We start from the raw sequence: 22,053 nt of genomic DNA, 5'->3' as shown, positions 1-22,053 counted from the left end.
ATTTCATGTGATCGTTACGTGGGGAGGCGCTCGGAGGGCTCGCATCGAAACGATTCGATATAGGCTTGCCGAGTGAAACCCGGAATCGACGGGCCGACGCAGCTGTCGTCGGCCCGTACTCGTCTTGCGCTGCTCGCCCTCGCCCTCGGCGGGTTCGGCATCGGCTCCACCGAGTTCGTCGCGATGGGGCTCCTGCCCAACATCGCGCACGACCTCCTGCCGCAGGTCTACGCGGCGTCGTCGACCGACGCGATCGCGCAGGCGGGGTGGCTCATCTCGGCCTACGCCCTCGGGGTCGTCGTCGGGGCGCCGACCATCGCGGCGGTCGCCGCACGGCTGCCGCGCAAGAAGCTGCTGCTCTGGCTCCTCGTCGCGTTCACGATCGGCACCATCGCCTCCGCGCTCGCGCCCACGTTCGGGCTGGTGCTGGTCGCGCGATTCGTCTCGGCGCTGCCGCACGGCGCGTACTTCGGCATCGCGTCGCTGGTCGCCGCCTCCCTGATGGGCCCGGGCAAGCGCGGGCAGGGCGTGGCGTTCGTGCTCTCGGGGCTCACCATCGCGAACGTCATCGGGGTGCCGTTCATCACCTGGGTCGGACAGACCACGAACTGGCGCATCGCGTACCTGGTCGTGGCGGCGATCTTCGCCCTCACCTTCGCCGCGGTCGCCTTCCTGGTGCCGTGGCAGGCCGGCGACCCGAAGGCGACGCTCCGCAACGAGCTGCGCGCCTTCGGCCGGCTGCAGGTCTGGCTGGCGCTGCTCATCGGCGCCATCGGCTTCGGCGGGTTCTTCGCCGTGTACACCTACATCTCGCCGATGGTGACCACGGTCACCGGACTGCCGGAGGCGGCGGTGCCGTTCGTGCTCATCCTGATCGGCATCGGCATGACCGTCGGCAACATCCTCGGCGGCCGGATGGCCGACCGCAGCGTGGAGCGCAGCATGATGCTGTTCTTCGCCGTGCTCCTGGTGGGACTGGCCGTGCTGTTCTTCACGGCGGCGTCGCTGGTCGGGCTGCTGATCTCGGTGTTCGTGATCGCGGGAGCGGCCTCCGCCCTCTCGCCCACCATCCAGACCCGGTTGATGGACGTCGCGCACGACAGCCAGTCCATCGCGGCCGCGCTGAACCACTCGGCCCTCAACATCGCCAACGCCATGGGCGCGTTCCTCGGCGGCCTCACGATCGCGGCCGGCTTCGGCTACGTGTCACCGGTCGCCGTTGGCGCGGTGCTGTGCGTCGCGGGCATCGTGCTGGCCCTCGTGTCGTTCGGCATCGACCGCTCGCGCATCCACCGCGGTGTGGACACCGGTGTGGTGCACGCGCAGCGCCCTCAGGTCCCGATCGACTGAGGGCCCGCAACGACGGTCAGTCGTTCTGCAGCAGGATGCCGTCCTGGATGGCGCGCTTGCGCAGGGCGACCTTCGTGCCGACGTCGTAGCCGGCCACCCGGTACTTCTCGCGGATGCGCTTGAGGTAGCTCTTGGCGGTCTCGTCCGAGATGCCGAGCTGGAAGGCGACCGCCTTGACCGGCTCGCCGGCGCCGTAGAGCGCCATCACGCGGCGCTCCTGGGCGCTGAGCTTCGGGGCTCCGCCGACCTCGCCGGCGTTGAGCGCCAGGTCGAGCTCGGCCGAGATGAACGACTCGCCCTTGCTCGCGGCGCGGATCGCCTCGACGATCATCTCGGCGTCCTCGCTCTTGACGAGGTAGCCGAGCGCGCCGGCGGCGAGGGCCTCGCGCACCACGGCGGGCTCCGAATACGTGCTCATCAGCACGGTGCGGACGCCGGTCGTCTTCAGCGTCGAGAGCTTCAGGGAGACGGGGATGTTGTCCTTGAGGTCGAGGTCGAGGAGCACGACGTCGACCGGGAATTCGGGATGCGTGAGCAGTTCGGGCCAGCTGGCGACCGCGGCGACCATGTTGATGTCGTCCGCTGCGTTGCGGATCCATTCGGTCAGTGCACCGAGCAGCATCTTGTGATCGTCGACGATGGCGATGCGGATGGGGGGAGCCTCGCTCACGAGCAGCCTCTCTTCGGTTCTGGTGCGGTCGGCCGTCAGGTCGGGTCGGCCGAGGTGTCGCTGACAGTGGTGATGTCGATCCGGAGCGTCGAGCCCGAGAACGACTCGACGAATCGTCCCACTTTACGGATAGCTTGCCATGCCGCGGGGTCTACCCCGTTTCGCGGCACACCGGTAGTCGAGATCGCGATCGCCATGGTGGTTCCGGCCCCGGGAGAGCCGGGAAGGGAGGCAGGCCGGGAGATGTCGAGCGTCAGCCCGCGCGGTTGACCGACCCCGGCGCGGACGGGGTCGCTGATCAGCAGCCACACGGCGGTGAGCAGACCGTCGCGCTGGTCGCGCTTCAGCCCCGCGGCCAACCCCTCCGGGTCGCTGAGCGTCACGGCAGGGCCGAGCAGCGCGGACTCGGTCACGGCGTGGTAGAGCCACGTCTCCTTGCGGCCCTGGATGAGATGCAGGCGCAGCTCCGTCGCAATGCTTCCCGCGGCGCCCGCGGTGGCCTCGTCGAGCGGGAGGGCGGTACGGCCGGTGGCGACGCCGTCGAGGAGACGTTCGGCCGCGAGGTCGAGCCGTGCCAGCTCCTCCGACGCCATCATGCCGACGGCGTAGCCGGGGGAGGAGACCGTGCTCTGCACCTGGACGAGGTCGAGCTCCAGCTGCACGAGCGTGCGCAGCGAACGGATGATCTGCATGCTGATCAGGGGAGGCCCGACGGCGATCGCGATCGTCACCGCGCCGGGGCCGAGCATCCGCACGTCGCCTTCGGAGCGCAGCACGAGCACGACGGCGAGCACCAGGCCGAGGGCGGCGGAGGCGGCGATGATGTCCCGAGGCGGGCGCACCGGGACGCAGAGCAGCAGCGCGGGCCCGACGGCCGCGGCGGCGGTCAGCGGCACCCACTGGTCGGACGTCGTGCCGACGATGTCGAGAGCCACGGCGCCGGCCCAGAGCACCAGCGCGCCGGCGAACAGCCAGAGCGGCAGCTCCTCGGGCAGCCGGAAGCGGAGAACGAGGGCGGCCGCGAGGGTGGCGGCCAGCAGTGTCCAGGCGGCGATCCCGAGGGGGAGCACCGGGTAGGCGCCGAGGTTGAGCAGGAACAGCACCAGCAGGAACGCGATGAGGGCGAGCGAGGCGATGTTGAAGCCCAGATCGAGTCGGGCGCGGCCGAGGGCGTCGCGCTCCTCGCCGGCCGGGCGGCCGATCGGGGAGTGCGGGATGGTCGCTTCGTCCGCCCGCTTCATTTCGGCACCTCGAGCACCACGGTGGTCCCGCTGCCGGGGGAGGAGAACAGCCGGGCGTTCCCGCCGACATCGCGCAGCCGGGCGACGATCGACTCGGTGTAGCCGAGCCTGCCCTCTTCGATGGTCGCGACGTCGAACCCCTTGCCGGCGTCGGTGACCATGGCGCGGACCGTGGTCTCGTCGTCGGTGATCGTGACGTGCGCCTCGTTCACCCCGGAGTGCCGGCGCACGTTCTCCAGACACTCGCCGAGCGCCAGCAGGAACGAGTCCAGCACATCGCTCGGCAGCAGCACCTGGCCCGAGCCGTGCCAGTTCACTTCGAGGCCCATGCGCCGGAAGCGCTGTTTGACCGATTCGAGCGTGTTGCCGAGCGTGGACTCCTCGACGGGCTTGAGCCGGTAGTCGCCCGAGCGGGTCGGGTCCGGTGTGAAGCCGAGACGCAGCTGGCGCAGCAGGGCGGCATCCTCCGCCGCCTGCTCGCGGAGCGCGCCGACGCCCACCCCGACGCCGGAGTGGGCGAGGAGGGTGAGCGTCGCCAGGACCGTGTCGTGCAGCAGCCGCGCTCCCTGGCGCCGGCGGGCCTCGGTCTCACTCGCCTGCCGTTCGACCCGGTAGGCACGGCTCATCGTGGAGATGCGTTTGAGGGTGCGCGGGACGGTGCGGGAGAGCCAGACGCCCGTCGCGGTGAGGGCGACCCAACCCGCGACGATGAGCAGAAGGGGCTCGGCGAGCCGGGAGTGCGTCACGGCCAGGGTCGTCACCGCGGCGCCCAGGGTGACCACGGCGGCGACGATCAGCAGCAGGAGCCGCGGCCGCGAGGTCACCGAGAGCACGGACAGGCTGGCGATGCCGACCGCGCCGATGACGCCGACGGCGCTGAGCGCAGACGGCCCGAGCGGCTCCATCGGCAGGAGGTTCAACAGGATCATGCACACCCCGGCCACGACGATGACGCCCATCCACAGGGCGGAGCGCAAGAGTCCGGCAAGCTGGAACTGGGCGTACGCGAGGCACGCCAGCAGCACGAGCGAGGCCAGGTAGAGCGGCAGCGGGAGCGTTCCCGGGATGCTTAGGCAGACGAGGGCGGTCGCGCTCGCGGTGAGCCCGACGGTGCGGGCGGTCGCTGCGAGGAGCCGATCACGCTCCTTCTGGATGCGCGACATCCTCCTCCGTTCCGCTCAGGCCGCGAACAGACGCCTCAGGTGCTCGCTGACGGCATCGTCTTCGATCAGGAACCCGTCATGACCGAAGTCCGAGCGGATCACCACAGGAACTCTACCGTCGATCGTGTCGGGCAGGTGCGCGGCGATGACCTCCTGCCCCTCCACAGGGAAGAGGCGGTCGCTGTCGATCCCGAGCACGAGCGTGCGCGCCGTGACCCGGGAGAGTGCGGCGGCGGCGCCCCCACGGTCGCGGCCGATGTCGTGCGAGTTCATCGCCTGCACCAGCGTGATGTAGCTGTTGGCGTCGAAGCGGCGGGTGAACTTGTTCCCGTGGAAGTCGAGGTAGGACTCGACCGCGAAGCGTCCTCCGCCGCCGAGGGGGCTGATCCCGCTCTGCCAGGTGCGCTCGAAGCGGGCGTTGAGCTCGGAGGGGCTGCGATAGTTCAGCAGCGCCATCCGCCGGGCGAGCGCGAGGCCCCGATGCGGGCCGTCGCCGTCCCCGGCGTCGTAGTAGGCACCGCCCTGGAAGAGCGGATCGGTGCGCACCGCCTCGATCTGGACGGAGTTGAGCGCGACCTGGTCGGCGGTCGAGAACGGCGGGGCGGCGAGCACCGCGAGCCGTTCGACCCGGTCGGGGAACGAGACCGCCCACTCCAGGGCCTGCATCCCGCCCATCGAGCCGCCGACGACGGCCGCCCAGCGCCCGATGCCGAGCTCGTCGGCGAACGCCGCCTGCGCGTTCACCTGGTCGCGGATCGTGGTGAACGGGAAGCGCGCGCCCCACTCGATGCCGTCCGGCGCGATGGAGGCCGGCCCGGTGGTCCCCTGGCAGCCGCCGAGCATGTTCGGCACCACCACGAACCAGCGGTCGGTGTCGATCGCCTTGCCCGGGCCGATGATCCCGGACCACCAGCCCGGGGTGGGCTGACCGGGACCGGACGGGCCGACGGCGTGGGCGTCGCCGGTGAGCGCGTGCAGGACGAGCACGGCGTTGTCGCCGGCCGGGGACAGCTCGCCCCAGGTCTCGTAGGCGATGCGGACGTAGGGCAGCGATTCGCCGCTCTCGAACGAGAACGCCCCGATGCCGGCGAACCGTCGCCCGGCGGGCGCGTCGGTCTCCTTCCACGCGCCACTCGCCGGCGGCCGGCCGAGCAGCGAGCGCGCCTGGGCCTCCGTGATGAAACTCGACGGGGCCGTATCGGCGGATGTCTGCCACTCCATGGCCCCATTCTCTCCAAGCCGGGCGACGATCGCCGCACTGTTACGACGACACCGGTGCTATAGGCTTCCTGGGACTCGGCTTTCAAAACGATGAAAGCCCTTCAACCTTGCGGGGCGGGGGAGTAAGCGTGATCGTCTTTCTGATCATCGGCGGCGTGGGGCTGGCGCTCCTCCTGATCTCGATGCTCTTCGGCGAGCTGCTGGACCTGCTCGACGGCGCCCTCTCCGGGACCGGCCTCGGCGCGGGGCTCACGATCTTCGGCGCCTCCGGCCTGCTCGTGCTGGCCAACGACTGGCCCGTCGGCTTCGCCTACGTGATCGCGGCCGCGGCCGGCCTGGTGACCGTGGTGGGCGTGCAGCTGCTGACCCGGCGGTTCCAGAACAGCGAGGACGGGGCCCCCTCGAACCCGTCCGGCCTCACCGGCGTCACGCGCACGCGCGTCAGCCCCAACGGCGGTGAGGTCAGCCTCGACGGCTCGCACGAGCTGGAGGCCCGGCTCGCGTACGCCGACGAGGAGATCCCGGCGGGCGCCACGATCCGCGTGGTCGAGACCCATGGCTCCCGCGTCAAAGTGGCCCGGCTCGCGCCGGCCGCCTCCGGTGCGTCCCTCCCGGAGCAGACCGCTCCCGAACACCGCTCTCCTGAACACAACTCTCCTGAACACACTCCTCCCGCACACACCGACCCTGAGAAGGACTGAGAAATGGACACTCCCTCCTCCATCGCCGGCGTCATCGCGGTCGTCGGCATCATCGTCGCCGTCCTCGCGGTGTTCCTCTTCATCGCCAGCCGCATCCGCCGGGTGGCGCCGAACGAGGCGCTCGTCATCGTGGGACGCGGGGCCGGGCGCCCGTCCGCCGCGGCCACCGCCTCCGGTGAGAACGAGGGCGGGCAGCGCGTCGTCATCGGCGGCCGCGTCTTCATCTGGCCGATCCTCCAGCAGGGCTTCGCGATCTCGCTGGAGCAGCGTCAGATCGGCATCGTGGTCGAGGGCGTGGACGCCAACTTCATCAAGCTGGCGATCCAAGCGAGCGTGAACTTCAAGGTCTCCGGCACCCCCGAGGGCGTGCGTCGCGCCGCCCAGCGCTTCCTCTCCCAGCAAAACTCCCTGACGGAGATCATCCAGCAGTCGCTCGAGGGCTCGCTCCGCTCGATCATCGGCAACATGCCGGTGAAGGACATCATCTCCAACCGCAACGCGCTCTCCGAGGGCGTCGTCGAGGCGACCAAGGTCGACCTGGCCGAGCAGGGACTGCAGGTGGACCTGCTCAACATCTCCGACATCTCCACCCCGGGCACCAACTACCTCGCCGACCTCGGTCGCGCGGAGGCAGCGCTCGCCAAGCAGAACGCCGAGATCCGCGAGGTCGAGACGGCGCGCGCCAGCGAGTTCGCGCGGATCGACGCCGCCGAGCAGATCGCGGAGCGTCAGAAGGCCCTCAGCCTCAAGCAGGCAGGCATCAAGGCGGAGACCGACCGGGCCAACGCCGAGGCCGAGGCGTCCGGTCAGCTCGCGCAGGCCGAGCAGGAGAAGCTCGTCGCCACGCAGGAGCGCGACGCGCTCGCCGAGAAGGCGAAGGTCGAGCAGGAGCGCCTCGACATCGAGGTCCGCAAGCCGGCCGAGGCCGACGCCTACGCGACCGTCCAGCGTGCGCAGGCCGAACGCGACGCCACGAACGCGGCGACTGAGGCCGACGCCTACAAGCGCCGCACCATCGCCGAGGCGAACAAGATCGCTGCGGTGCAGGACGCCCAGGCCGCCGCCGAGTCCGTCCGGCTCGCCGGTGAGGCGGAGCGTGACCGTCAGATCGCGCTCGCCGCCGGTGTGCGCGCCGACGGTGAGGCCCGGGCGGCCGCGATCGAGGCCGAGGGCCTCGCCGAGGCGCGGGCGACCGACGCCAAGGCGGAGGCGCTGCGCAAGTTCGGCGAGGCGGGGCTCGCCTCCGAGATCATCGACCGGCTGCCCGAGATCACGCGCGCCATTGCGGAGCCGCTCGGCAACATCGACAACCTCACGGTGATCAGCACCGAGGGCGCCTCGGCCGTCACCAAGACCATCGGCCAGGTCGCCAGCGAGGTCCCGAAGGTCGTCAAGGACCTGACCGGCCTCGACCTCGGCGGGATCCTCGGCTCGCTCGCGGGCGGAGCGCTCGGCGCGAGCGCGCTCAGCGCGGCAGCGCCGGGCACGGGAACGCGGGTCGACCGCGGCGCCCGGACGGCGGCGACCCCCGCCGAGTAGCCCGGCAGCGGTATCCGGAGGGCGGCGAGGCTACTCGCCGTCCTTCGGCGTTTCCGGCGTCGATGTCGTCGGCGACGTCGTGGGCGACGCCGATGGCGGCTCGTCCGGAGGGAGGCGCAGTTCGCGGCCGGTGCCGGAGCGCGGGACGTCGTCTCGGTGGCCGTCGTCGTCCGGGTGCCGGCGCAGGTGCTGGGTGCGCTCGTTGAGGTACGACACGATGGTCGCGCTCGCGGTGCCGACGATCGCGATGCCGCCCATCATGAGGACCACCGCGAGGATCCGGCCGGGCACCGTGACCGGGTAGTAGTCCCCGTAGCCGACCGTGGCCATCGTCACGCAGGCCCACCAGACCGCATCGCCGAAGGAATGGATGTTGCCGCCGGGCGCGTACCGCTCCTGGCGGTACACGGCGAGCGAGATCGTGTAGATGAACATGACCACGAAGGCGGCCGCGATGATGATCACCCGTCGGCGCAGGTGGGCGGCGGTGTCGCCGCGGAAGGCGCGGATCCGGCTGATCCCGGTGAGCAGACGGAACGGCCGCGCCATCGGCAGGAAGACCGAGAGCAGGTCCACCTTGTTGCGGCGCACGAAGCGCACCTTGTCGCGCGCCAGGGCGAGTCGCACGACGTAGTCGACGAGGAAGAACAGCCAGACCGCCCCGAGCACCACCACCAGCAGGACGTGGAAACCCAGCGGCGGGTGCTCGTCCAGGATGTCCCACGTGTAGGCGATCAGGAAGGCGACGCTGGCGATCACGGCGGGCAAGGCGGTCGCCCGTTCCCACCGCTCCCGTGCGGCGTCGTCGGCCACGGCGCCTAGGCCTCCGCTCGCGGAGGCGTCACCCGCAGGGGACCTTTGTGGAAGCGGTACGGTGCCGCCTGCGCCACCGGCTTCACGACGATCAGGTCGAGGTCGACGTGGCGGGGGAGCTCGAGGGCGTGCACGATCGTCTCGGCGATGTCCTCCGCCGTGAGGGGCTCGGGGACGTCCTCGTAGACGGCGTCGCGCTTCTGCCGATCGCCGCCGAAACGGACCAGGGAGAACTCCTCCGTGGCGACCATGCCCGGCGCGACCTCCACCACCCGGATGGGTTCGCCGTTCAGCTCCAGCCGCAGTACCTCGGTCAGCGCGTGCTGCGCGAACTTCGCCGCGTTGTACCCGCCTCCGCCCACGTACGCCTGGTGGCCGGCGATCGAGGTGAGGTTCAGGATGTCGGCGTGGCCGGTCTCCTCCGCGCCGGCGCGGAGCAGCGGGAGCAGTGCGCTGATGACCCGCTTCGTGCCGAGGACGTTGATCTCGTACATCCACGCCCAATCGTCGACGCTGGAGTCCTCCACCGAGTCGAGGCCCTTGGCCCCGCCGGCGTTGTTGACGAGGGCGTGCACGCCGCCGGTGGCCGCGAGATGGTCGCGGAGCGCGTCGACGTCGTCCTGCCTCGTGAGGTCGGCGGCGAACACGTCGGCTCCGGTCTCGTCGGCCAGCTCGCGCAGGCGGTCCGCGCGGCGGGCGACGCCGACCACCTCCCACCCGCGCTCGCGGAAGAGGCGCACTGTCGCCGCCCCGATGCCCGAACTCGCTCCCGTCACGACCACGCGTCTGCTCATGGACCCTATTCTCACGGGTTACGGCGTGTTTCGGGTGCGTTGCCGGTACGCGAGGCGCACCTCTAGCCTGGTCTGGAGGCGGTGGCAGGGCCGCTCATCGATTTCCACCCGAAGGAGCTACGCCATGACCGACGCCGCCGACTGGCAGTTCGAGACCAAGCAGATCCACACCGGTGCCGCGCCGGACCCCGTCACCAACGCGCGCGCCACGCCGATCTACCAGACCACCTCCTACGTCTTCAACAACGCCGAGCACGCCAAGAATCTCTTCGCCCTGGCGGAGTTCGGCAACATCTACACCCGCATCCAGAACCCGACCCAGGCCGTGGTCGAGGAGCGCGTCGCCGCGCTCGAAGGGGGCACCGGCGCCCTCCTCGTCGCGTCGGGCCAGGCCGCCGAGACCTTTGCGGTCCTGAACATCGCCCAGGCCGGCGACCACATCGTCTCGTCGAGCTCGATCTACGGCGGCACGTACAACCTCTTCAAGTACACCCTCGCCAAGCTCGGCATCGAGACCACCTTCGTCGAGAACCAGGACGACGCCGACGAGTGGCGCCGCGCGGTCCGCCCGAACACCAAGCTCTTCTTCGCCGAGACCATCGGCAACCCGAAGATCAACATCCTCGACATCGCCCTCGTCGCCGACGTCGCGCACGAGGCCGGAGTGCCGCTGATCGTCGACAACACGATCGCCACCCCGTACCTCATCCGCCCGTTCGAGCACGGCGCCGACATCGTCGTGCACTCGGCCACCAAGTTCCTCGGCGGTCACGGCACGGTGATCGGCGGCGTCGTCGTCGACGGCGGAAAGTTCGAGTGGTCGAAGAACGTCGAGAAGTTCCCGGGCCTCACCGAGCCGGACCCGTCGTACCACGGCGCCAGCTACACCGCCGCGGTCGGCGACGGCCTCGCCTACATCATCAAGGCGCGCGTGCAGCTGCTCCGCGACCTCGGTTCGGCCATCGCCCCGGCCAGCGCCTGGCAGCTCATCCAGGGCATCGAGACCCTCTCGTTGCGCGTCGAGCGCCACGTGCAGAACGCGCAGGAGATCGCGGAGTTCCTCGAGAGCCACCCCGACGTCGCCACGGTCAACTACTCCGGCCTGCCGACCAGCCCGTGGTACGCCGCGGCCAACAAGTACGCCCCCAAGGGTGTCGGCGCGGTGCTGTCGTTCGAGCTCAAGGGTGGCGTGGACGCGGGCCGTGCGCTCGTCGACAACCTGGCCCTGTTCAGCCACCTCGCCAACATCGGCGACGTGCGCAGCCTCGTCATCCACCCGGCGTCGACCACGCACTCCCAGCTGACCCCGGAGCAGCAGCTCACCGCGGGCGTCACGCCCGGCCTGGTGCGCCTCTCGGTCGGCCTCGAGAACATCGACGACCTGAAGGCGGACCTGTCGGTCGGCCTCGCCGCCGCACGCTCGGTCGCCGAGGCCGCGCGCGCCTGACCTCCGCACCACCCGCGAGACGTGAGTCGTTGCGGGTCCGGAACCTCCTGGACCCGCAACGACTCACGTCTCGCTCGTTAAACGATGGGGGCGGCGGGAACGGGCTCGGCGTCGGCGAAGGCCAGCTTGGGCACGAAGAACAGGAGCACGGCGGCGGCGACGGCGCCGAGTCCGCAGATGGTCCAGACGAGCATGTAGCCGAACAGGCTCGCCGCCGTCGCGGTGACGGTCGCCGCGCCCGCGAGCAGGACGACACCGAAGACGGCGGACGCGAACGATCCGCCGATGGTCTTGGTGGTGTTGGTCATGGCCGTGGCGACGCCGGTCTGGCCGCGCGGGGCGGCGGCGGCCGCGGCGGCGGGGAGGGCGCCGACGAGGGCACCGGAGCCGATGCCCGCGATGGCCATGTTGGTGAACACCTGCCACGTCTCCAGGTGGAACGGCAGGAACAGCAGGTACCCGATCCCGACGAGGAACGCGGCGATGATCAGCGTGATCCGCGGGCTCAGCCACGACGACACGAGCGGGAACAGCACGGCGCCGACGATCATGGAGATCAGGTAGGCGCCGATCAGGATACTGCGCTGCCCGGCCGAGAGGCCGAGCCCGTAGCCGTTCACCGGATCGGTGCCCGCGTACGTGCTGAGCGGAGCCTGCGCGCCCAGGAGGCTGATGCCGACGAGGCCGGCGGTGAGCTGGATGGGCCACATGTTCGGGCGGCGCAGCACCCGGAGGTCGATGGCCGGGTCGGACTGCTTGAGCTCCCACCTGCCGAACGGGAGGAAGGCCAGCACCCCGACGACGATGAGCGCCCACACCCACCAGGTGCCGACGCCGTTGATGCGGAGGAACGTGAGCCCCGAGGTGATGAGCAGCAGGGCGAGGGTGAGCAGGATGAACCCCACCCCGTCGAGCTTGCGGTCGGGCGTCGGCTCCGATTCCGGCACACCGAAGAGGATGGCGAAGAAGACGAGGGTGACGGCGATCGCGGGCACCATCAGGGTGATGCTGAGGTTCTGGCCGACCGCCTCGAAGAGCAGTCCGGCGCCGACCGCGCCGATGATCGCCCCGAGCTCGAGGGCGACCACGAGCAGGCCCGCCGCGCGCCGGGTCTGCGACGCGCCCGTGCCGGAACGGCGCCCGCGGTCGAAGATGAGGGCCACCTCCAGGGGCAGCCAGACGACGTAGAAGCCCTGCAACGCGAACGCGATCAGGAAGGTGACGAAGTTGCCGGAGAACGCGAGGGCCCACGTGGACAGCGCGGTGATCACGGTCGCGATGAGCAGGATGCGCTTGTGCCCGAACATGTCGCCGAGCTTGGCGAGCGGCGGCACGACCAGGGCGGAGAGCAGCAGCTGCGCGGCCTCGAACCAGTTGTAGTCGGCGTCGTGGATGCCCAGATGCTTGACCGTGTCGGAGATCAGCGGCACGTAGTACCCCTGCAGGATCCCGCTGGTGAGCTCGACGAGGGCGAGCCACCCGATCAGGCCGGCCGTGACGCCGATCGCGACGGTGGCCCGGCGGGAGGCGACGGTCTTCTCTGAGGTCATGCTGGATGCTAGCACCGCTCACGGGCGGGTAACGTAGGGGGGTGGCCAGCGAACTCGACGACTCAGGTGCAGGTGTTCTCGCAGAGACCGAACGGGAAGTGCTGGGCTGGTTGGAGTTCGGCGACGCCGCCCGCCACCTCGCGGGCGAGGTGCTCGAATCCGGGTTCGAGCCGGACATGGTCATCGCGATCGCCCGCGGCGGCCTCCTGCTCGCCGGAGCGATCTCCTACGCGCTGGGCATCAAGGCCTGCGGCGCGCTGAACGTCGAGTTCTACACCGGCGTGGACGAGCGCCTGCCGGAGCCGGTCGTGCTGCCGCCCCTGCTCGACTCCGCTGCCCTCGACGCCAAGCGCGTCCTGCTGGTCGACGACGTCTCCGACTCCGGTCGCACGCTGGCGATGGTCGTTGACCTGATCGCCGCCTCCGGAGCCGAGGTGCGCACGGTGTGCCTGTACTCCAAGCCGCGCACCGTGCTGGACCCCGATTTCGTCTGGCGGCGCACCGACCGCTGGATCACCTTCCCCTGGTCGGCGCTGCCGCCGGTCACCGCGGCGCACTGAGCGATCCCGTGGCGAAGACGCTCGCCGAGCTGGCCGCCGACGGGTCGATGGACCCGGGGTGGGCGCGCGCCCTCGAACCCGTGTCCGACCGTATCGCGGCGATGGGGGAGTTCCTCCGCGCCGAGGTGGCCGCCGGGCGCCCCTATCTCCCGGCCGGTCCCGACGTGCTCCGCGCGTTCCGGGCACCGCTCGCCGACGTGCGCGTGCTCATCGTGGGGCAGGATCCGTATCCCACGCCCGGACATCCGATCGGCCTCTCCTTCGCCGTCGAGCGCCACGTGCGCCCGGTGCCGCGCAGCCTGCAGAACATCTATCGCGAGCTGCACGACGACCTCGGCGTCACACCTCCCGCACACGGTGATCTGAGCGCCTGGTCCGACTCCGGCGTGATGCTGCTCAACCGGGTCCTCACGGTGCGCCCCGGTGCTCCCGCCTCCCATCGCGGCGCGGGGTGGGAGGCCGTGACCGAGCACGCGATCCGCAGCCTCGTCGAGCGGGACCGGCCGTTCGTCGCCATCCTCTGGGGCCGGGACGCCTCGACCCTGAAGCCCCTGCTCGGCGACAACCCGGTGATCGAGTCACCGCACCCGAGCCCGCTCTCCGCATCGCGCGGGTTCTTCGGCTCGCGGCCGTTCTCACGGGCGAACGCTCTGCTCCAGGAGCGCGGGCAGCAGCCGGTCGACTGGTCGCTCGCGCCGTAACGCGCCCGCAACCTGGGCGACGTAGGCTTGTCGTCGTGCTGGAAGAGGAATACGAGACGCGCCGTCAGCTGCCGCGTCATCTGCGCAAGCCGGCGGAGGCCGAGGCCCCCTTCGAGTACACGCTGCGTGAAGCACGCCCGGAGGACCTCCCGCACGTGCGCGAGATCTACAACCACTACGTCGCCAACAGCACGGTGACCTTCGACGAGGACGCCATGACGCTGCGCGAGTGGCGCAGCAAGTTCGCCTACCTGCAGAAGCTCGGCATGCCGTTCATCGTCGCGGAGTCGCCGAGCGGGCAGATCCTCGGCTACGCCCTCGTGTCGCCGTGGAAGCAGAAGCGCGCCTACCGGTTCACGGTCGAGAACTCGATCTACCTCGGCGCCGCGTCGACCGGCAAGGGGCTCGGTCCGGTGCTGATGCAGGAACTCATCGACCGGTCGAAGGCGGCCGGGCTCAAGGAGATGATCGCCGTCATCGCCGACAAGGGCGCCGAGGCGTCGATCAAGATGCACGAGAACTTCGGGTTCGAGGAGATCGGCCGGATGGGACGGGTCGGCTACAAGTTCGACCGCTGGCTCGGCACCGTACTGCTGCAGAAGTCGCTCAAGTAACGGTTCCGCATCCGCGCGGTGACGAGGCCTCGGCGTGCGATATTGTCCGATGACCAGCACCGTTCGTGCTGCATGCCTCAGGGGGAATACATGTCTGCTCGTCGTGCCCGCATCGTCGTCTTCGCCGTCGCCGCGCTGGGCGGTCTTGTGCTGCTGAGCGGCTGTTCGGCGCCGGCACCGGCCGGCACGCCGACGCGGACGGCGGTCGCTGCGTCGCCGACAGCGTCGCCGGCCGTGGCGGCGGCGCCCACCGTCCGCGTCCCCACCACGTGCGACCGACTGGTGCCGGCCGACGTCGTCGCGGGTGCCTTCCGCACGGCCGTGCAGCCCGTCACCGTCGAGGCGCCCCGTGTCCCCGCTGGGTATGCAGATGACAGGGCGGGCGTGCTCACGTGCGTCTGGTCGAGCGTTCCTGCCGACCGGATCGCTTCAGAGAAGGCTCTGTACGGGTGGGTCACCGTCGTTCCCGACGCGACGCGCGCCGATGTCGACGCTCAACTCGCCGGGAGCATGTTCGGTGGCAGCGTTCCGGTGGCAGGCGTTCTCGATACGGTCGAGTCCTGCAGCGCGTCCGGCTACCAGTGGTGCGGCTTCGTCTCCTACCCCGGGAACTACGCGGTGATCGGAGGAGTGTGGGACTACGGGGACCCGACCTACGAATCCCAATCGAAGACGATCGCCGCGCTGGCCACCGCGTCCGTCCCGGTCGTGCGCGCGCTCGCCGCACCCGCACCCCTGTGGCAGCCTCCGGGGGCCGGGCTGAGTGGCGCCGGCGACTGCGATGCGATGCTGACCCATGATCAGATCCAGAGCGCCTCGGGGCTGACCGGTCTCCACGTCGTCAAAGCCGACGACGGCGAGTACGCCTTCTCGACCCTGGGCACGAATTCGCGGGTCGACTCCTACTCGTGCACCTGGTCAGCCGACCAGCAGGCCGGGATCGGCGCGTCGGTCCTCCCGGGCGGCGCCGGTTATGCACTGTCGACCCGACCGGCCGATGCGGTCGACGTCAGCGGCCTCGGCGACTCCGCCTTCCGCTCGGGCGACACGCTCGACGTGATCGCCGCCGGAGGCTGGGTGCAGGTCGCATACACGGGGAGCGCGGCGAACCCGGACGTCCTGGTCGCGCTCGCGAAGCAGGAACTCGCCAACGTCGGATACCGCGGCTGATCAGACCGGCAGGTCTAGGCTCGCGCTGTGAGCACAGTGACTCCCGGAACCGGCCAGGTCGCCTCCGCCGCTCTCGCGACGCCGGTGAATCTTCCGCTGCGCAGGCGCCCGATCGACATCTTCTTCCTGGTGATGTTCTCGCTGTTCGTGGTGACGTGCATCATCAGCGACGCCATCCCGACGCTCGGGATCCCGCAGACCGCCACGACGACCAACATCCTGGCGCAGTGGAACTACACATACTCGTCGCAGTACGACCCGCTCTATCAAGCCGAGCCGCTCTGGCTGCGGTTCATCACCGGGACCAGCGCGTTCGTCTACCTGCCGTTCTACGTGCTGCTGATCGTCTGCCTGGTCAAGGGCTACAACTGGATCCAGCTGTTCGCCGTCATCTACGCGACGATGATCATCAGCCTCACCGCGATCCCGATCTTCGGCGTGGAATTCTTCGGGCCAGTGGGGGAGCGGACCCCGAACCCCGTCGTCTTCCTGCTGTACAACGGGCCGTACGTGCTCGTCCCGCTCCTTCTGCTCATCCGGATGCGGAAGCCCCTGCCGTTCACGAGGAGGTTCTGAGATGCCCCTGCTGGAAGACCTGACCGTCTACGAGGACGGCGACGTCTACACCGTCTACGACCACTCGTTCCCCGAAGAAGGCCAGATCGGGCGCGGGAGGCTGCTCGGCACGATCACGGTCGCCGCAGACGGCACATACGAACCCTCCGGAGTCGGAGCGGTGTTCGCGTACATCCCGCCGGCGCGGACGATCGACGAAGCGCTGGAGGCGTTCGTCGGCTCTGCGTGAGCGTTCGCAGCGTCGACCGGTCGGCGGCCGCGGAACCTCGGAGCCGGCTATGAACTGGCTACGCACCTCCCGCACGACCGGTCCGGGCGGCATGGATCGCCGTAGTCTCCCAGAGACGACATCGTCGACCGGAACCCGATCGGGGGCCGGCCGAGTGAGGCCGATGAACAATCGTGGCCCGGTCATCCCCCTGTGCGAGGAGGGATGACCGGGCCACGTCCATGCCGCGGAGCAGCGAGGAACCGGGCGGGGCCGCGGCTCAGCTCTTGGGCGTGGCCCGGCTGAGGACCACGTGCCCGGCCAGCGCGGCGAGCACCGTCGGGACGAGCAGCCAGGCCGCGAGGCCGAGCGATCCGGTGGTCGCGAACCAGTCGCCGACCGCCGGCCAGGTGCTCGTCAGCGTCACGAGGGCGATCCCGCCGACGAGGAGGAGGACGAGCACCGCGCCCGCCGCGAGGATGCCGTTCATCCGCCAGCGCATGAAGAGCGTGGCCGAGAAGGCGCCGACGGCGAAGAAGAACAGCATCCCGCACAGGACGATGAAGAACCGACCGGGGAAGCTCTGACCGGCGAAGTACACCGACGTGTAGAGGTGGCCGCCGAGCCCCCAGCCGTTCGTCCACTCCTCGATGGCCGAGAGCGTCGCGAAGCCCAGCGCGTAGCCGACCGACAGCAGCAGGAAGGTCAGGCCGGAGCCGAGCGAGAAGTCGCGCCGGGTCGTGCCGTAGCCGAGTGCGAAGGGGAACGTCGCCGAGATGACCTGGATGCCGATCACGAGCATGTAGACGAAGACGTAGAAGGCGCCGCCGCTCCACTGCGTCCCTTCCAGGGCCGTGGCGCGGTCCGGTCCGGCGCTCGCCGCCCAGATGATCCACCAGATCAGCCAGTTCACCAGCCAGATGAAGCCCATGATCATGATGGGCAGCCAGATGACGGTCCATTTATTGACGAGGTTCAGGCGCACGATGCGCCACACCCGGTGCTGCCGGGCGGGGGAGGAGGGGAGCCCGAGGGCTCCGGGATCGATGGCGGTCATGCGCTCTGCTCGAATTCTGTCTCTCGGACGTTGGTCTTGCGGACGATGAGCTGCTGGAGGGAGACCGGGGCCAGCTCCAGCCCGGCGGAGGTGGCTGCGGCCCGGTCGGAGGGGCTGAGGCCCGAGACGGTCACGGAGGCGAGGCCGCCGATCCCGTCGCGATGCAGCACCTCGTGCGGTGCGACGAACGCGTCCACGGCGGTACGCGGGCCGACCACGGTGGTCGCGGAGCTGCGCAGGGCCTCGGCGTCCTCGTCCATCAGGATGCGGCCCTGGTCGATCACGATCACGTGCTCGAGCAGGTTCGCGACCTCGTCGATCAGGTGCGTCGAGAGGACGACGGTGCGGGGATGCTCGGCGAAGTCCTCGAGCAGGCGGTCGTAGAAGATCTGGCGCGCGACGGCGTCGAGGCCGAGGTAGGGCTCGTCGAAGAACGTCAGCGGCGCGCGGGAGGCGAGCCCGACGATCACGCCGACCGCCGAGAGCTGGCCGCGGGAGAGCTTCTTGATCCGGCGGTTCAGCGGCAGGCGGAAGTCGTCGATGAGGCGCTCGGCCAGCTCCGCATCCCAGTTCTCGAAGAACCACGGTGCGCTGCGGAACACGTGCTTCGGCTGGAAGTCCTCGGGGTAGCGTTGGCTCTCCTTGATGAAGCAGACGTGCGAGAGCACACTCGCGTTCTCGGCCGGCTGCTCCCCGAAGACGCGGATCTCGCCGGAGGAGGGGAAGTCCTGGCCGGTGATGAGCTGCATCAATGTGGTCTTGCCGGCGCCGTTGCGGCCGAGGAGGCCGTGGATGCGGCCGGGCTTGATGGTGACGGAGACATCGTCGATCGCGGTGAACGACCCGAATCTCTTCGTGAGTCCCGAGATCTGCACCGCCGGGGCGATGGAGGTCGGGGCGGGGGCGGCGCTCATGCGCGCACTCCTTCCGTGTGGATCATCTGGGCGAGCTGGGAGGGGTCGATGCCGAGCTTGGCGGCCTCGGCCAGGAGAGGTCGGAGGTATTCGTCGCGGAACGCTTCGCGGCGTTTGGCGATCAGGCTCTCCCGAGCCCCCGCGGAGACGAACATTCCGATGCCTCGTTTCTTGTAGAGGATCCCCTCGTCGACGAGGAGGTTGACGCCTTTTCCGGCCGTCGCCGGGTTGATGCGGTAGAACGCGGCGAACTCGTTCGTGGACGGCACCTGGCTCTCGGCGGGGTAGACCTCGTCGATGATGTCGTCCTCGATCTGCTCGGCGATCTGCTGGAAGATCGGCTTGCCTTCTTCGATCACTCGAACCTCTTTGGTTCATTACTCATGTAACTAACCAACCAGCCTGACCGGGGTTTGTCAAGAGCGGGATAGCCTGGCGGTATGGCGGACCTCCATGAGCTCACGGCGCTCGCCCTCTGGCAGGAACTGCAGAGCGGGCGCGTCTCCCCCCGCGAGCTGGCCTCGCACTACCTCGACCGCATCGAACGACTGAACCCCGAGCTCGGTGCGTTCGTCACGGTCACGCGCGACGCCGCGCTGGCCCGCGCGGACGAGGTGGCGGAGCGCGTGCCGAAGACGGTGCCGCTCTGGGGGCTGCCCTCCGGAGACAAGGACCTCTGGCGCCGGGCCGGTGTGCCGGCGGGCTTCGGCTCCCGCGCCTTCGCCGGCTACGTGCCCGACGAGGACGACGAGATCGTCGAGACCCTGGACGCCGCGGGCGCCGTCAGCCTCGGCAAGACCAACGCCCCGGAATTCGGACTCCCGGCCTACACGGAGTCACTCGCCGCCCCACCCGCGCGCAATCCGTGGGAGCCCTCCCTCGGGGCCGGCGGGTCCAGTGGCGGCGCGGCCGTCGCGGTCGCGAGCGGGATGCTGCCCTTCGCGCCCGGTTCGGACGGCGGCGGATCCATCCGCATCCCCGCGGCGGCATGCGGACTCGTCGGACTCAAGCCGACGCGCGGTCTCGTGCCGGCGGGCAGCGGGATCGCCTCCCTCGGCGGCCTGGTGGTCGATGGGCCGCTGGCACGCACCACGGCCGACGCCGCCCTCCTCCTCGACGGGATGATCGCCAGAGTCGGCGATCGCATCGACCACCACTACACACTCCGCGCGCCGTACGACGACGACGGCCCCTTCCTGGGCGCGGCGATCCGCGGCGAGGGCCGCTTCCAGCTCGGTGTCATGACCACCTCCGCCTGGGACGACGCCTACGAGATCGTCATCGCGCCGGAGGCGCGCGCCGCCCTCGACGCTGCCGTGGAGGCGTTCACAGCGATGGGGCACGGCATGGAAGAGACCGCGCTGCGGCCCGACCCGACGTACGCACCGGCCTTCCGCACGATCTGGCAGGCGGGCGCCGCGGGCGTGCCGCTCGAGGGCGAGGCGCTCGACCTCCTGGAGCCGCTGACCTCGTGGCTCGTCCGGCGCGGACGCGCGCTGGGCGCGCGCGAGCTGAGCGAGGCACTGTCGGCACTGACCGCGTACGAGCGTTCCTTCATCGCCCAGCTGTCGTCGTACGACGCCGTGCTCACCCCGGCGCTCGCGATGACTCCGCGCCCCGTCGGCTGGTACGACGCCGAGGACGGCGAGCACAATTTCGCTCAACAGGTGCAGTACACGCCGTTCACCTCGATGGTGAACGTCACCGGCCTCCCCGCCATCGTGCTGCCGATCGCGCAGACCGGCACCGGCCTCCCGATGGGCGTGCAGCTGATCGGCCGGCCCGGAGGGGAGCGCACCCTGCTCTCGCTCGCGGCGCAGCTGGAACGGACGGTGCGCTGGGCGGACCGGCGCCCGGCGCGCTGGTAGGCGGGCAGGCGGGCGATCCACGCGACGGGTCAGTCGAGGGTGCGGCGCAGCGCAGCGGGCGCTCGATTGCGCCACGCGTCGGTGACGAGCTCGCGCAGCAGGGCGGGCTCGATCGTGGCGAACTCCACGCGTGCGGCGGCGAGCCTGCCGGCGAACCAGCGCTCCGAGCAGTGCTCCGGCCAGGCGGCGGCGGCTTCCCGGATCCCCGCCTCGCCGAGCATCAGGTTGATCGTCGACGACTCGGCGTCGAGCATCGTGGCGAAGCGGGAGCCGCGCACCCGGAACGCCGGGAGGCCGCCGTGCTCGTACTGTTCGACCTCGGGCAGTCCGAGGGCGACGGCGCGCACGGCGGCGGCGTCCATGGGGTCAGTTGACGGGCCCCGTGTACTTCTCCCCGGGGCCCTTGCCGATCTCGTCCGGGATGGGGGAGGCCTCGCGGAAGGCCAGCTGCAGGGACCGCAGCCCGTCGCGCAGGCTGCGCGCGTGCTGGTCGCCGAGGTGGGCCGCGCTGGCCGTCACCAGGCCGGCGAGGGCGTCGATGAGCTTGCGGGCCTCATCGAGGTCGGTCTGCGCGTCGGGGTCGTCGGCGAGCCCGCACTTGACCGCCGCCGCGCTCATCAGGTGCACGGTGGTGGTGGTGATGACCTCCACGGCGGGGACGTCCGCGATGTCGCGCGTGGCCTCCGCGATCGAGTCGTCATGGTGCTGGCTGTCGGCCTCCTGGTAGGAGAAGACCCCGGATGTGTCGCTCACTGCATTCCTCTGTTAGAATCGTTCGGGCTCCGGGACTTCTGTCCCGGTACGAAAGTGGAGATTCCTCCCACCCGCGCTTGACCGCTTACAGGTTACCGGGTTGTTGCACTCCGCCGATGCGCTCCGGCGCGGAGGTAGTCAGGGTGCTGTACCAGGCCTGCGATTCACATCGCAGGCCGTGCTGGTGCGTGGAACCTCCTCTTTCGCCGGATCGTCTCCCGACGATCCGCGGCTTGTGAAGCATCGCTCGATCAGAGGAGACAAACATCAGCGATCCCCGTACGAATGACCGTATCCGCGTCCCCGAAGTTCGACTCGTCGGCCCCAGCGGTGAGCAGGTCGGTGTCGTCAAGATCGAGGTCGCCATCCGGCTCGCTCAGGAGGCGGACCTCGACCTCGTCGAGGTCGCACCGAACTCGAAGCCGCCGGTCGCGAAGATCATGGACTACGGCAAGTTCAAGTACGAGGCTGCGCAGAAGGCCAAAGAGGCCCGGCGCAACCAGGCGAACACCATCCTCAAAGAGGTGCGTTTCCGCCTCAAGATCGACAAGCACGACTACGAGACCAAGCGCAAGCGCGCCGAAGGCTTCCTGAAGGCCGGCGACAAGGTCAAGGCCATGATCCTGTTCCGCGGCCGCGAGCAGTCGCGCCCCGAGCAGGGCGTCCGCCTGCTGCAGCGCTTCGCGGAGGACGTCGCCGAGCTCGGCCAGGTCGAGTCGAACCCGACCATCGACGGCCGCAACATGGTGATGATCATCAGCCCGCTCAAGAACAAGTCCGAGGCCAAGGCCGAGGCCAACGCACAACGTGCCGCATCGAAGGCGCGCGCCCAAGGCCGCGACACCGATGAGGTTGCTGCCGCAGACGACACTGCGCAGTCCGACGAGAGTTCGCCCGCCCAGGCGACCAACGAGGAGAAGTAATGCCCAAGCAGAAGACCCACTCCGGCGCCAAGAAGCGCTTCAAGATCACCGGTACCGGCAAGGTCATGAAGCAGCAGGCCGGCATGCGCCACAACCTTGAGGTCAAGTCCAGCGACCGCAAGCGTCGCCTGAACGCCGACCAGGTCGTGCCCGAGGTGGACGCCAAGGTCGTCCGCCGGATGCTCGGCAAGTAACCCCACCCGTACGTTTTAAGGAAGTT

At 69.9% G+C, this 22,053-nt stretch carries 25 protein-coding genes; 13 read left to right on the top strand and 12 right to left on the bottom strand.

Annotated features, from left to right (window positions below):
- The first annotated feature begins 72 nt into the window (after positions 1 to 72).
- Positions 73 to 1,350, top strand: a complete 1,278-nt coding sequence (locus U870_RS0100620; RefSeq protein ID WP_025155481.1) for an MFS transporter — start codon at positions 73 to 75, stop codon at positions 1,348 to 1,350.
- Between the two features lie 16 nt (positions 1,351 to 1,366).
- On the opposite strand, the gene U870_RS0100615 is transcribed toward U870_RS0100620, so the two are convergent.
- Genes U870_RS0100615 through metX form a run of 4 tightly spaced genes read right to left on the bottom strand, consistent with a single transcriptional unit; the run spans position 1,367 to position 5,645 of the window.
- Positions 1,367 to 2,020, bottom strand: coding sequence for a response regulator (locus U870_RS0100615; protein WP_025155480.1), 654 nt, complete (start codon positions 2,018 to 2,020; stop codon positions 1,367 to 1,369).
- Positions 2,021 to 2,055: 35 nt separating this feature from the next.
- Positions 2,056 to 3,261, bottom strand: a complete 1,206-nt coding sequence (locus U870_RS0100610; RefSeq protein WP_025155479.1) for a hypothetical protein — start codon at positions 3,259 to 3,261, stop codon at positions 2,056 to 2,058.
- Positions 3,258 to 4,424, bottom strand: a complete 1,167-nt coding sequence (locus U870_RS0100605) for a sensor histidine kinase (RefSeq protein ID WP_025155478.1) — start codon at positions 4,422 to 4,424, stop codon at positions 3,258 to 3,260. The genes U870_RS0100610 and U870_RS0100605 overlap by 4 nt, the downstream gene beginning before the upstream one ends.
- 15 nt (positions 4,425 to 4,439) lie before the next feature.
- On the bottom strand, positions 4,440 to 5,645 hold the full coding sequence (gene metX, locus U870_RS0100600) for a homoserine O-acetyltransferase MetX (RefSeq protein WP_025155477.1): 1,206 nt from the start codon (positions 5,643 to 5,645) through the stop codon (positions 4,440 to 4,442).
- 128 nt (positions 5,646 to 5,773) lie between these two features.
- Between metX and U870_RS0100595 the strand changes: the two genes are divergently transcribed.
- Both U870_RS0100595 and U870_RS0100590 read left to right on the top strand, forming a co-directional pair.
- On the top strand, positions 5,774 to 6,346 hold the full coding sequence (locus U870_RS0100595; RefSeq protein ID WP_025155476.1) for an NfeD family protein: 573 nt from the start codon (positions 5,774 to 5,776) through the stop codon (positions 6,344 to 6,346).
- Between the two features lie 3 nt (positions 6,347 to 6,349).
- A complete protein-coding gene (locus U870_RS0100590) occupies positions 6,350 to 7,885 on the top strand; it encodes a flotillin family protein (RefSeq protein WP_025155475.1) in 1,536 nt (511 codons plus the stop codon).
- Between the two features lie 30 nt (positions 7,886 to 7,915).
- Here U870_RS0100590 and U870_RS0100585 read toward each other — a convergent pair whose 3' ends face one another.
- Together U870_RS0100585 and U870_RS0100580 are read right to left on the bottom strand one after the other, a co-directional pair.
- A complete protein-coding gene (locus tag U870_RS0100585) occupies positions 7,916 to 8,698 on the bottom strand; it encodes a potassium channel family protein (protein WP_025155474.1) in 783 nt (260 codons plus the stop codon).
- Between the two features lie 5 nt (positions 8,699 to 8,703).
- Positions 8,704 to 9,492, bottom strand: a complete 789-nt coding sequence (locus U870_RS0100580; protein ID WP_029947016.1) for an SDR family oxidoreductase — start codon at positions 9,490 to 9,492, stop codon at positions 8,704 to 8,706.
- 124 nt (positions 9,493 to 9,616) lie between these two features.
- On the opposite strand from U870_RS0100580, the gene U870_RS0100575 reads away from it, so the two are divergent.
- Entirely contained in the window at positions 9,617 to 10,939 is a 1,323-nt protein-coding gene (locus tag U870_RS0100575; protein WP_025155472.1) for a bifunctional o-acetylhomoserine/o-acetylserine sulfhydrylase, read from the top strand.
- A 77-nt stretch (positions 10,940 to 11,016) separates the two neighbouring features.
- On the opposite strand, the gene U870_RS0100570 is transcribed toward U870_RS0100575, so the two are convergent.
- On the bottom strand, positions 11,017 to 12,489 hold the full coding sequence (locus U870_RS0100570; RefSeq protein WP_025155471.1) for an MFS transporter: 1,473 nt from the start codon (positions 12,487 to 12,489) through the stop codon (positions 11,017 to 11,019).
- A gap of 41 nt (positions 12,490 to 12,530) precedes the next feature.
- Between U870_RS0100570 and U870_RS0100565 the strand changes: the two genes are divergently transcribed.
- From U870_RS0100565 to U870_RS0100540, 6 genes are all read left to right on the top strand, one after another.
- Complete coding sequence (locus tag U870_RS0100565; RefSeq protein ID WP_025155470.1) at positions 12,531 to 13,049, top strand: phosphoribosyltransferase; 519 nt, start codon at positions 12,531 to 12,533, stop codon at positions 13,047 to 13,049.
- 8 nt (positions 13,050 to 13,057) lie between these two features.
- Entirely contained in the window at positions 13,058 to 13,750 is a 693-nt protein-coding gene (locus U870_RS0100560; RefSeq protein ID WP_025155469.1) for a uracil-DNA glycosylase, read from the top strand.
- A 35-nt stretch (positions 13,751 to 13,785) separates the two neighbouring features.
- Positions 13,786 to 14,364: a GNAT family N-acetyltransferase gene (locus tag U870_RS0100555; RefSeq protein ID WP_025155468.1), complete on the top strand. Its 579-nt coding sequence runs from the start codon at positions 13,786 to 13,788 to the stop codon at positions 14,362 to 14,364.
- A gap of 90 nt (positions 14,365 to 14,454) precedes the next feature.
- Positions 14,455 to 15,534, top strand: coding sequence for a hypothetical protein (locus U870_RS0100550; protein WP_025155467.1), 1,080 nt, complete (start codon positions 14,455 to 14,457; stop codon positions 15,532 to 15,534).
- A 27-nt stretch (positions 15,535 to 15,561) separates the two neighbouring features.
- On the top strand, positions 15,562 to 16,110 hold the full coding sequence (locus U870_RS0100545) for a DUF2781 domain-containing protein (protein WP_025155466.1): 549 nt from the start codon (positions 15,562 to 15,564) through the stop codon (positions 16,108 to 16,110).
- A 1-nt stretch (position 16,111) separates the two neighbouring features.
- Positions 16,112 to 16,339, top strand: a complete 228-nt coding sequence (locus U870_RS0100540) for a hypothetical protein (protein ID WP_025155465.1) — start codon at positions 16,112 to 16,114, stop codon at positions 16,337 to 16,339.
- A 259-nt stretch (positions 16,340 to 16,598) separates the two neighbouring features.
- On the opposite strand, the gene U870_RS0100535 is transcribed toward U870_RS0100540, so the two are convergent.
- Genes U870_RS0100535 through U870_RS0100525 form a run of 3 tightly spaced genes read right to left on the bottom strand, consistent with a single transcriptional unit; the run spans position 16,599 to position 18,648 of the window.
- Complete coding sequence (locus U870_RS0100535) at positions 16,599 to 17,375, bottom strand: hypothetical protein (protein WP_025155464.1); 777 nt, start codon at positions 17,373 to 17,375, stop codon at positions 16,599 to 16,601.
- Complete coding sequence (locus U870_RS0100530) at positions 17,372 to 18,289, bottom strand: ABC transporter ATP-binding protein (protein WP_029947015.1); 918 nt, start codon at positions 18,287 to 18,289, stop codon at positions 17,372 to 17,374. Before U870_RS0100530 ends, U870_RS0100535 begins: the two co-directional genes overlap by 4 nt.
- Positions 18,286 to 18,648: a GntR family transcriptional regulator gene (locus tag U870_RS0100525; RefSeq protein ID WP_025155462.1), complete on the bottom strand. Its 363-nt coding sequence runs from the start codon at positions 18,646 to 18,648 to the stop codon at positions 18,286 to 18,288. Before U870_RS0100525 ends, U870_RS0100530 begins: the two co-directional genes overlap by 4 nt.
- An 81-nt stretch (positions 18,649 to 18,729) precedes the next feature.
- Between U870_RS0100525 and U870_RS0100520 the strand changes: the two genes are divergently transcribed.
- Positions 18,730 to 20,157, top strand: coding sequence for an amidase (locus U870_RS0100520; protein ID WP_025155461.1), 1,428 nt, complete (start codon positions 18,730 to 18,732; stop codon positions 20,155 to 20,157).
- A 29-nt stretch (positions 20,158 to 20,186) separates the two neighbouring features.
- On the opposite strand, the gene U870_RS0100515 is transcribed toward U870_RS0100520, so the two are convergent.
- Both U870_RS0100515 and U870_RS0100510 read right to left on the bottom strand, forming a co-directional pair.
- Positions 20,187 to 20,519, bottom strand: a complete 333-nt coding sequence (locus U870_RS0100515; protein WP_025155460.1) for an MmcQ/YjbR family DNA-binding protein — start codon at positions 20,517 to 20,519, stop codon at positions 20,187 to 20,189.
- A gap of 4 nt (positions 20,520 to 20,523) precedes the next feature.
- The gene (locus tag U870_RS0100510) at positions 20,524 to 20,910 is read right to left on the bottom strand and encodes a DUF1844 domain-containing protein (RefSeq protein WP_025155459.1); all 387 of its coding nucleotides are present in this window, start codon (positions 20,908 to 20,910) and stop codon (positions 20,524 to 20,526) included.
- 266 nt (positions 20,911 to 21,176) lie between these two features.
- On the opposite strand from U870_RS0100510, the gene infC reads away from it, so the two are divergent.
- On the top strand, positions 21,177 to 21,833 hold the full coding sequence (gene infC / locus U870_RS0100505; RefSeq protein ID WP_081815121.1) for a translation initiation factor IF-3: 657 nt from the start codon (positions 21,177 to 21,179) through the stop codon (positions 21,831 to 21,833).
- A complete protein-coding gene (rpmI, locus tag U870_RS0100500) occupies positions 21,833 to 22,027 on the top strand; it encodes a 50S ribosomal protein L35 (protein WP_021765188.1) in 195 nt (64 codons plus the stop codon). The genes infC and rpmI overlap by 1 nt, the downstream gene beginning before the upstream one ends.
- Positions 22,028 to 22,053: the final 26 nt, after the last annotated feature.

The sequence above is a fragment of the Leifsonia aquatica H1aii genome, from assembly GCF_000633535.1.
GTDB lineage: Bacteria > Actinomycetota > Actinomycetes > Actinomycetales > Microbacteriaceae > Leifsonia > Leifsonia aquatica_A.
The sequence above is the reverse complement of the archived record's forward strand: the minus strand, read 5'-3'. Positions and strand labels throughout refer to the sequence as shown.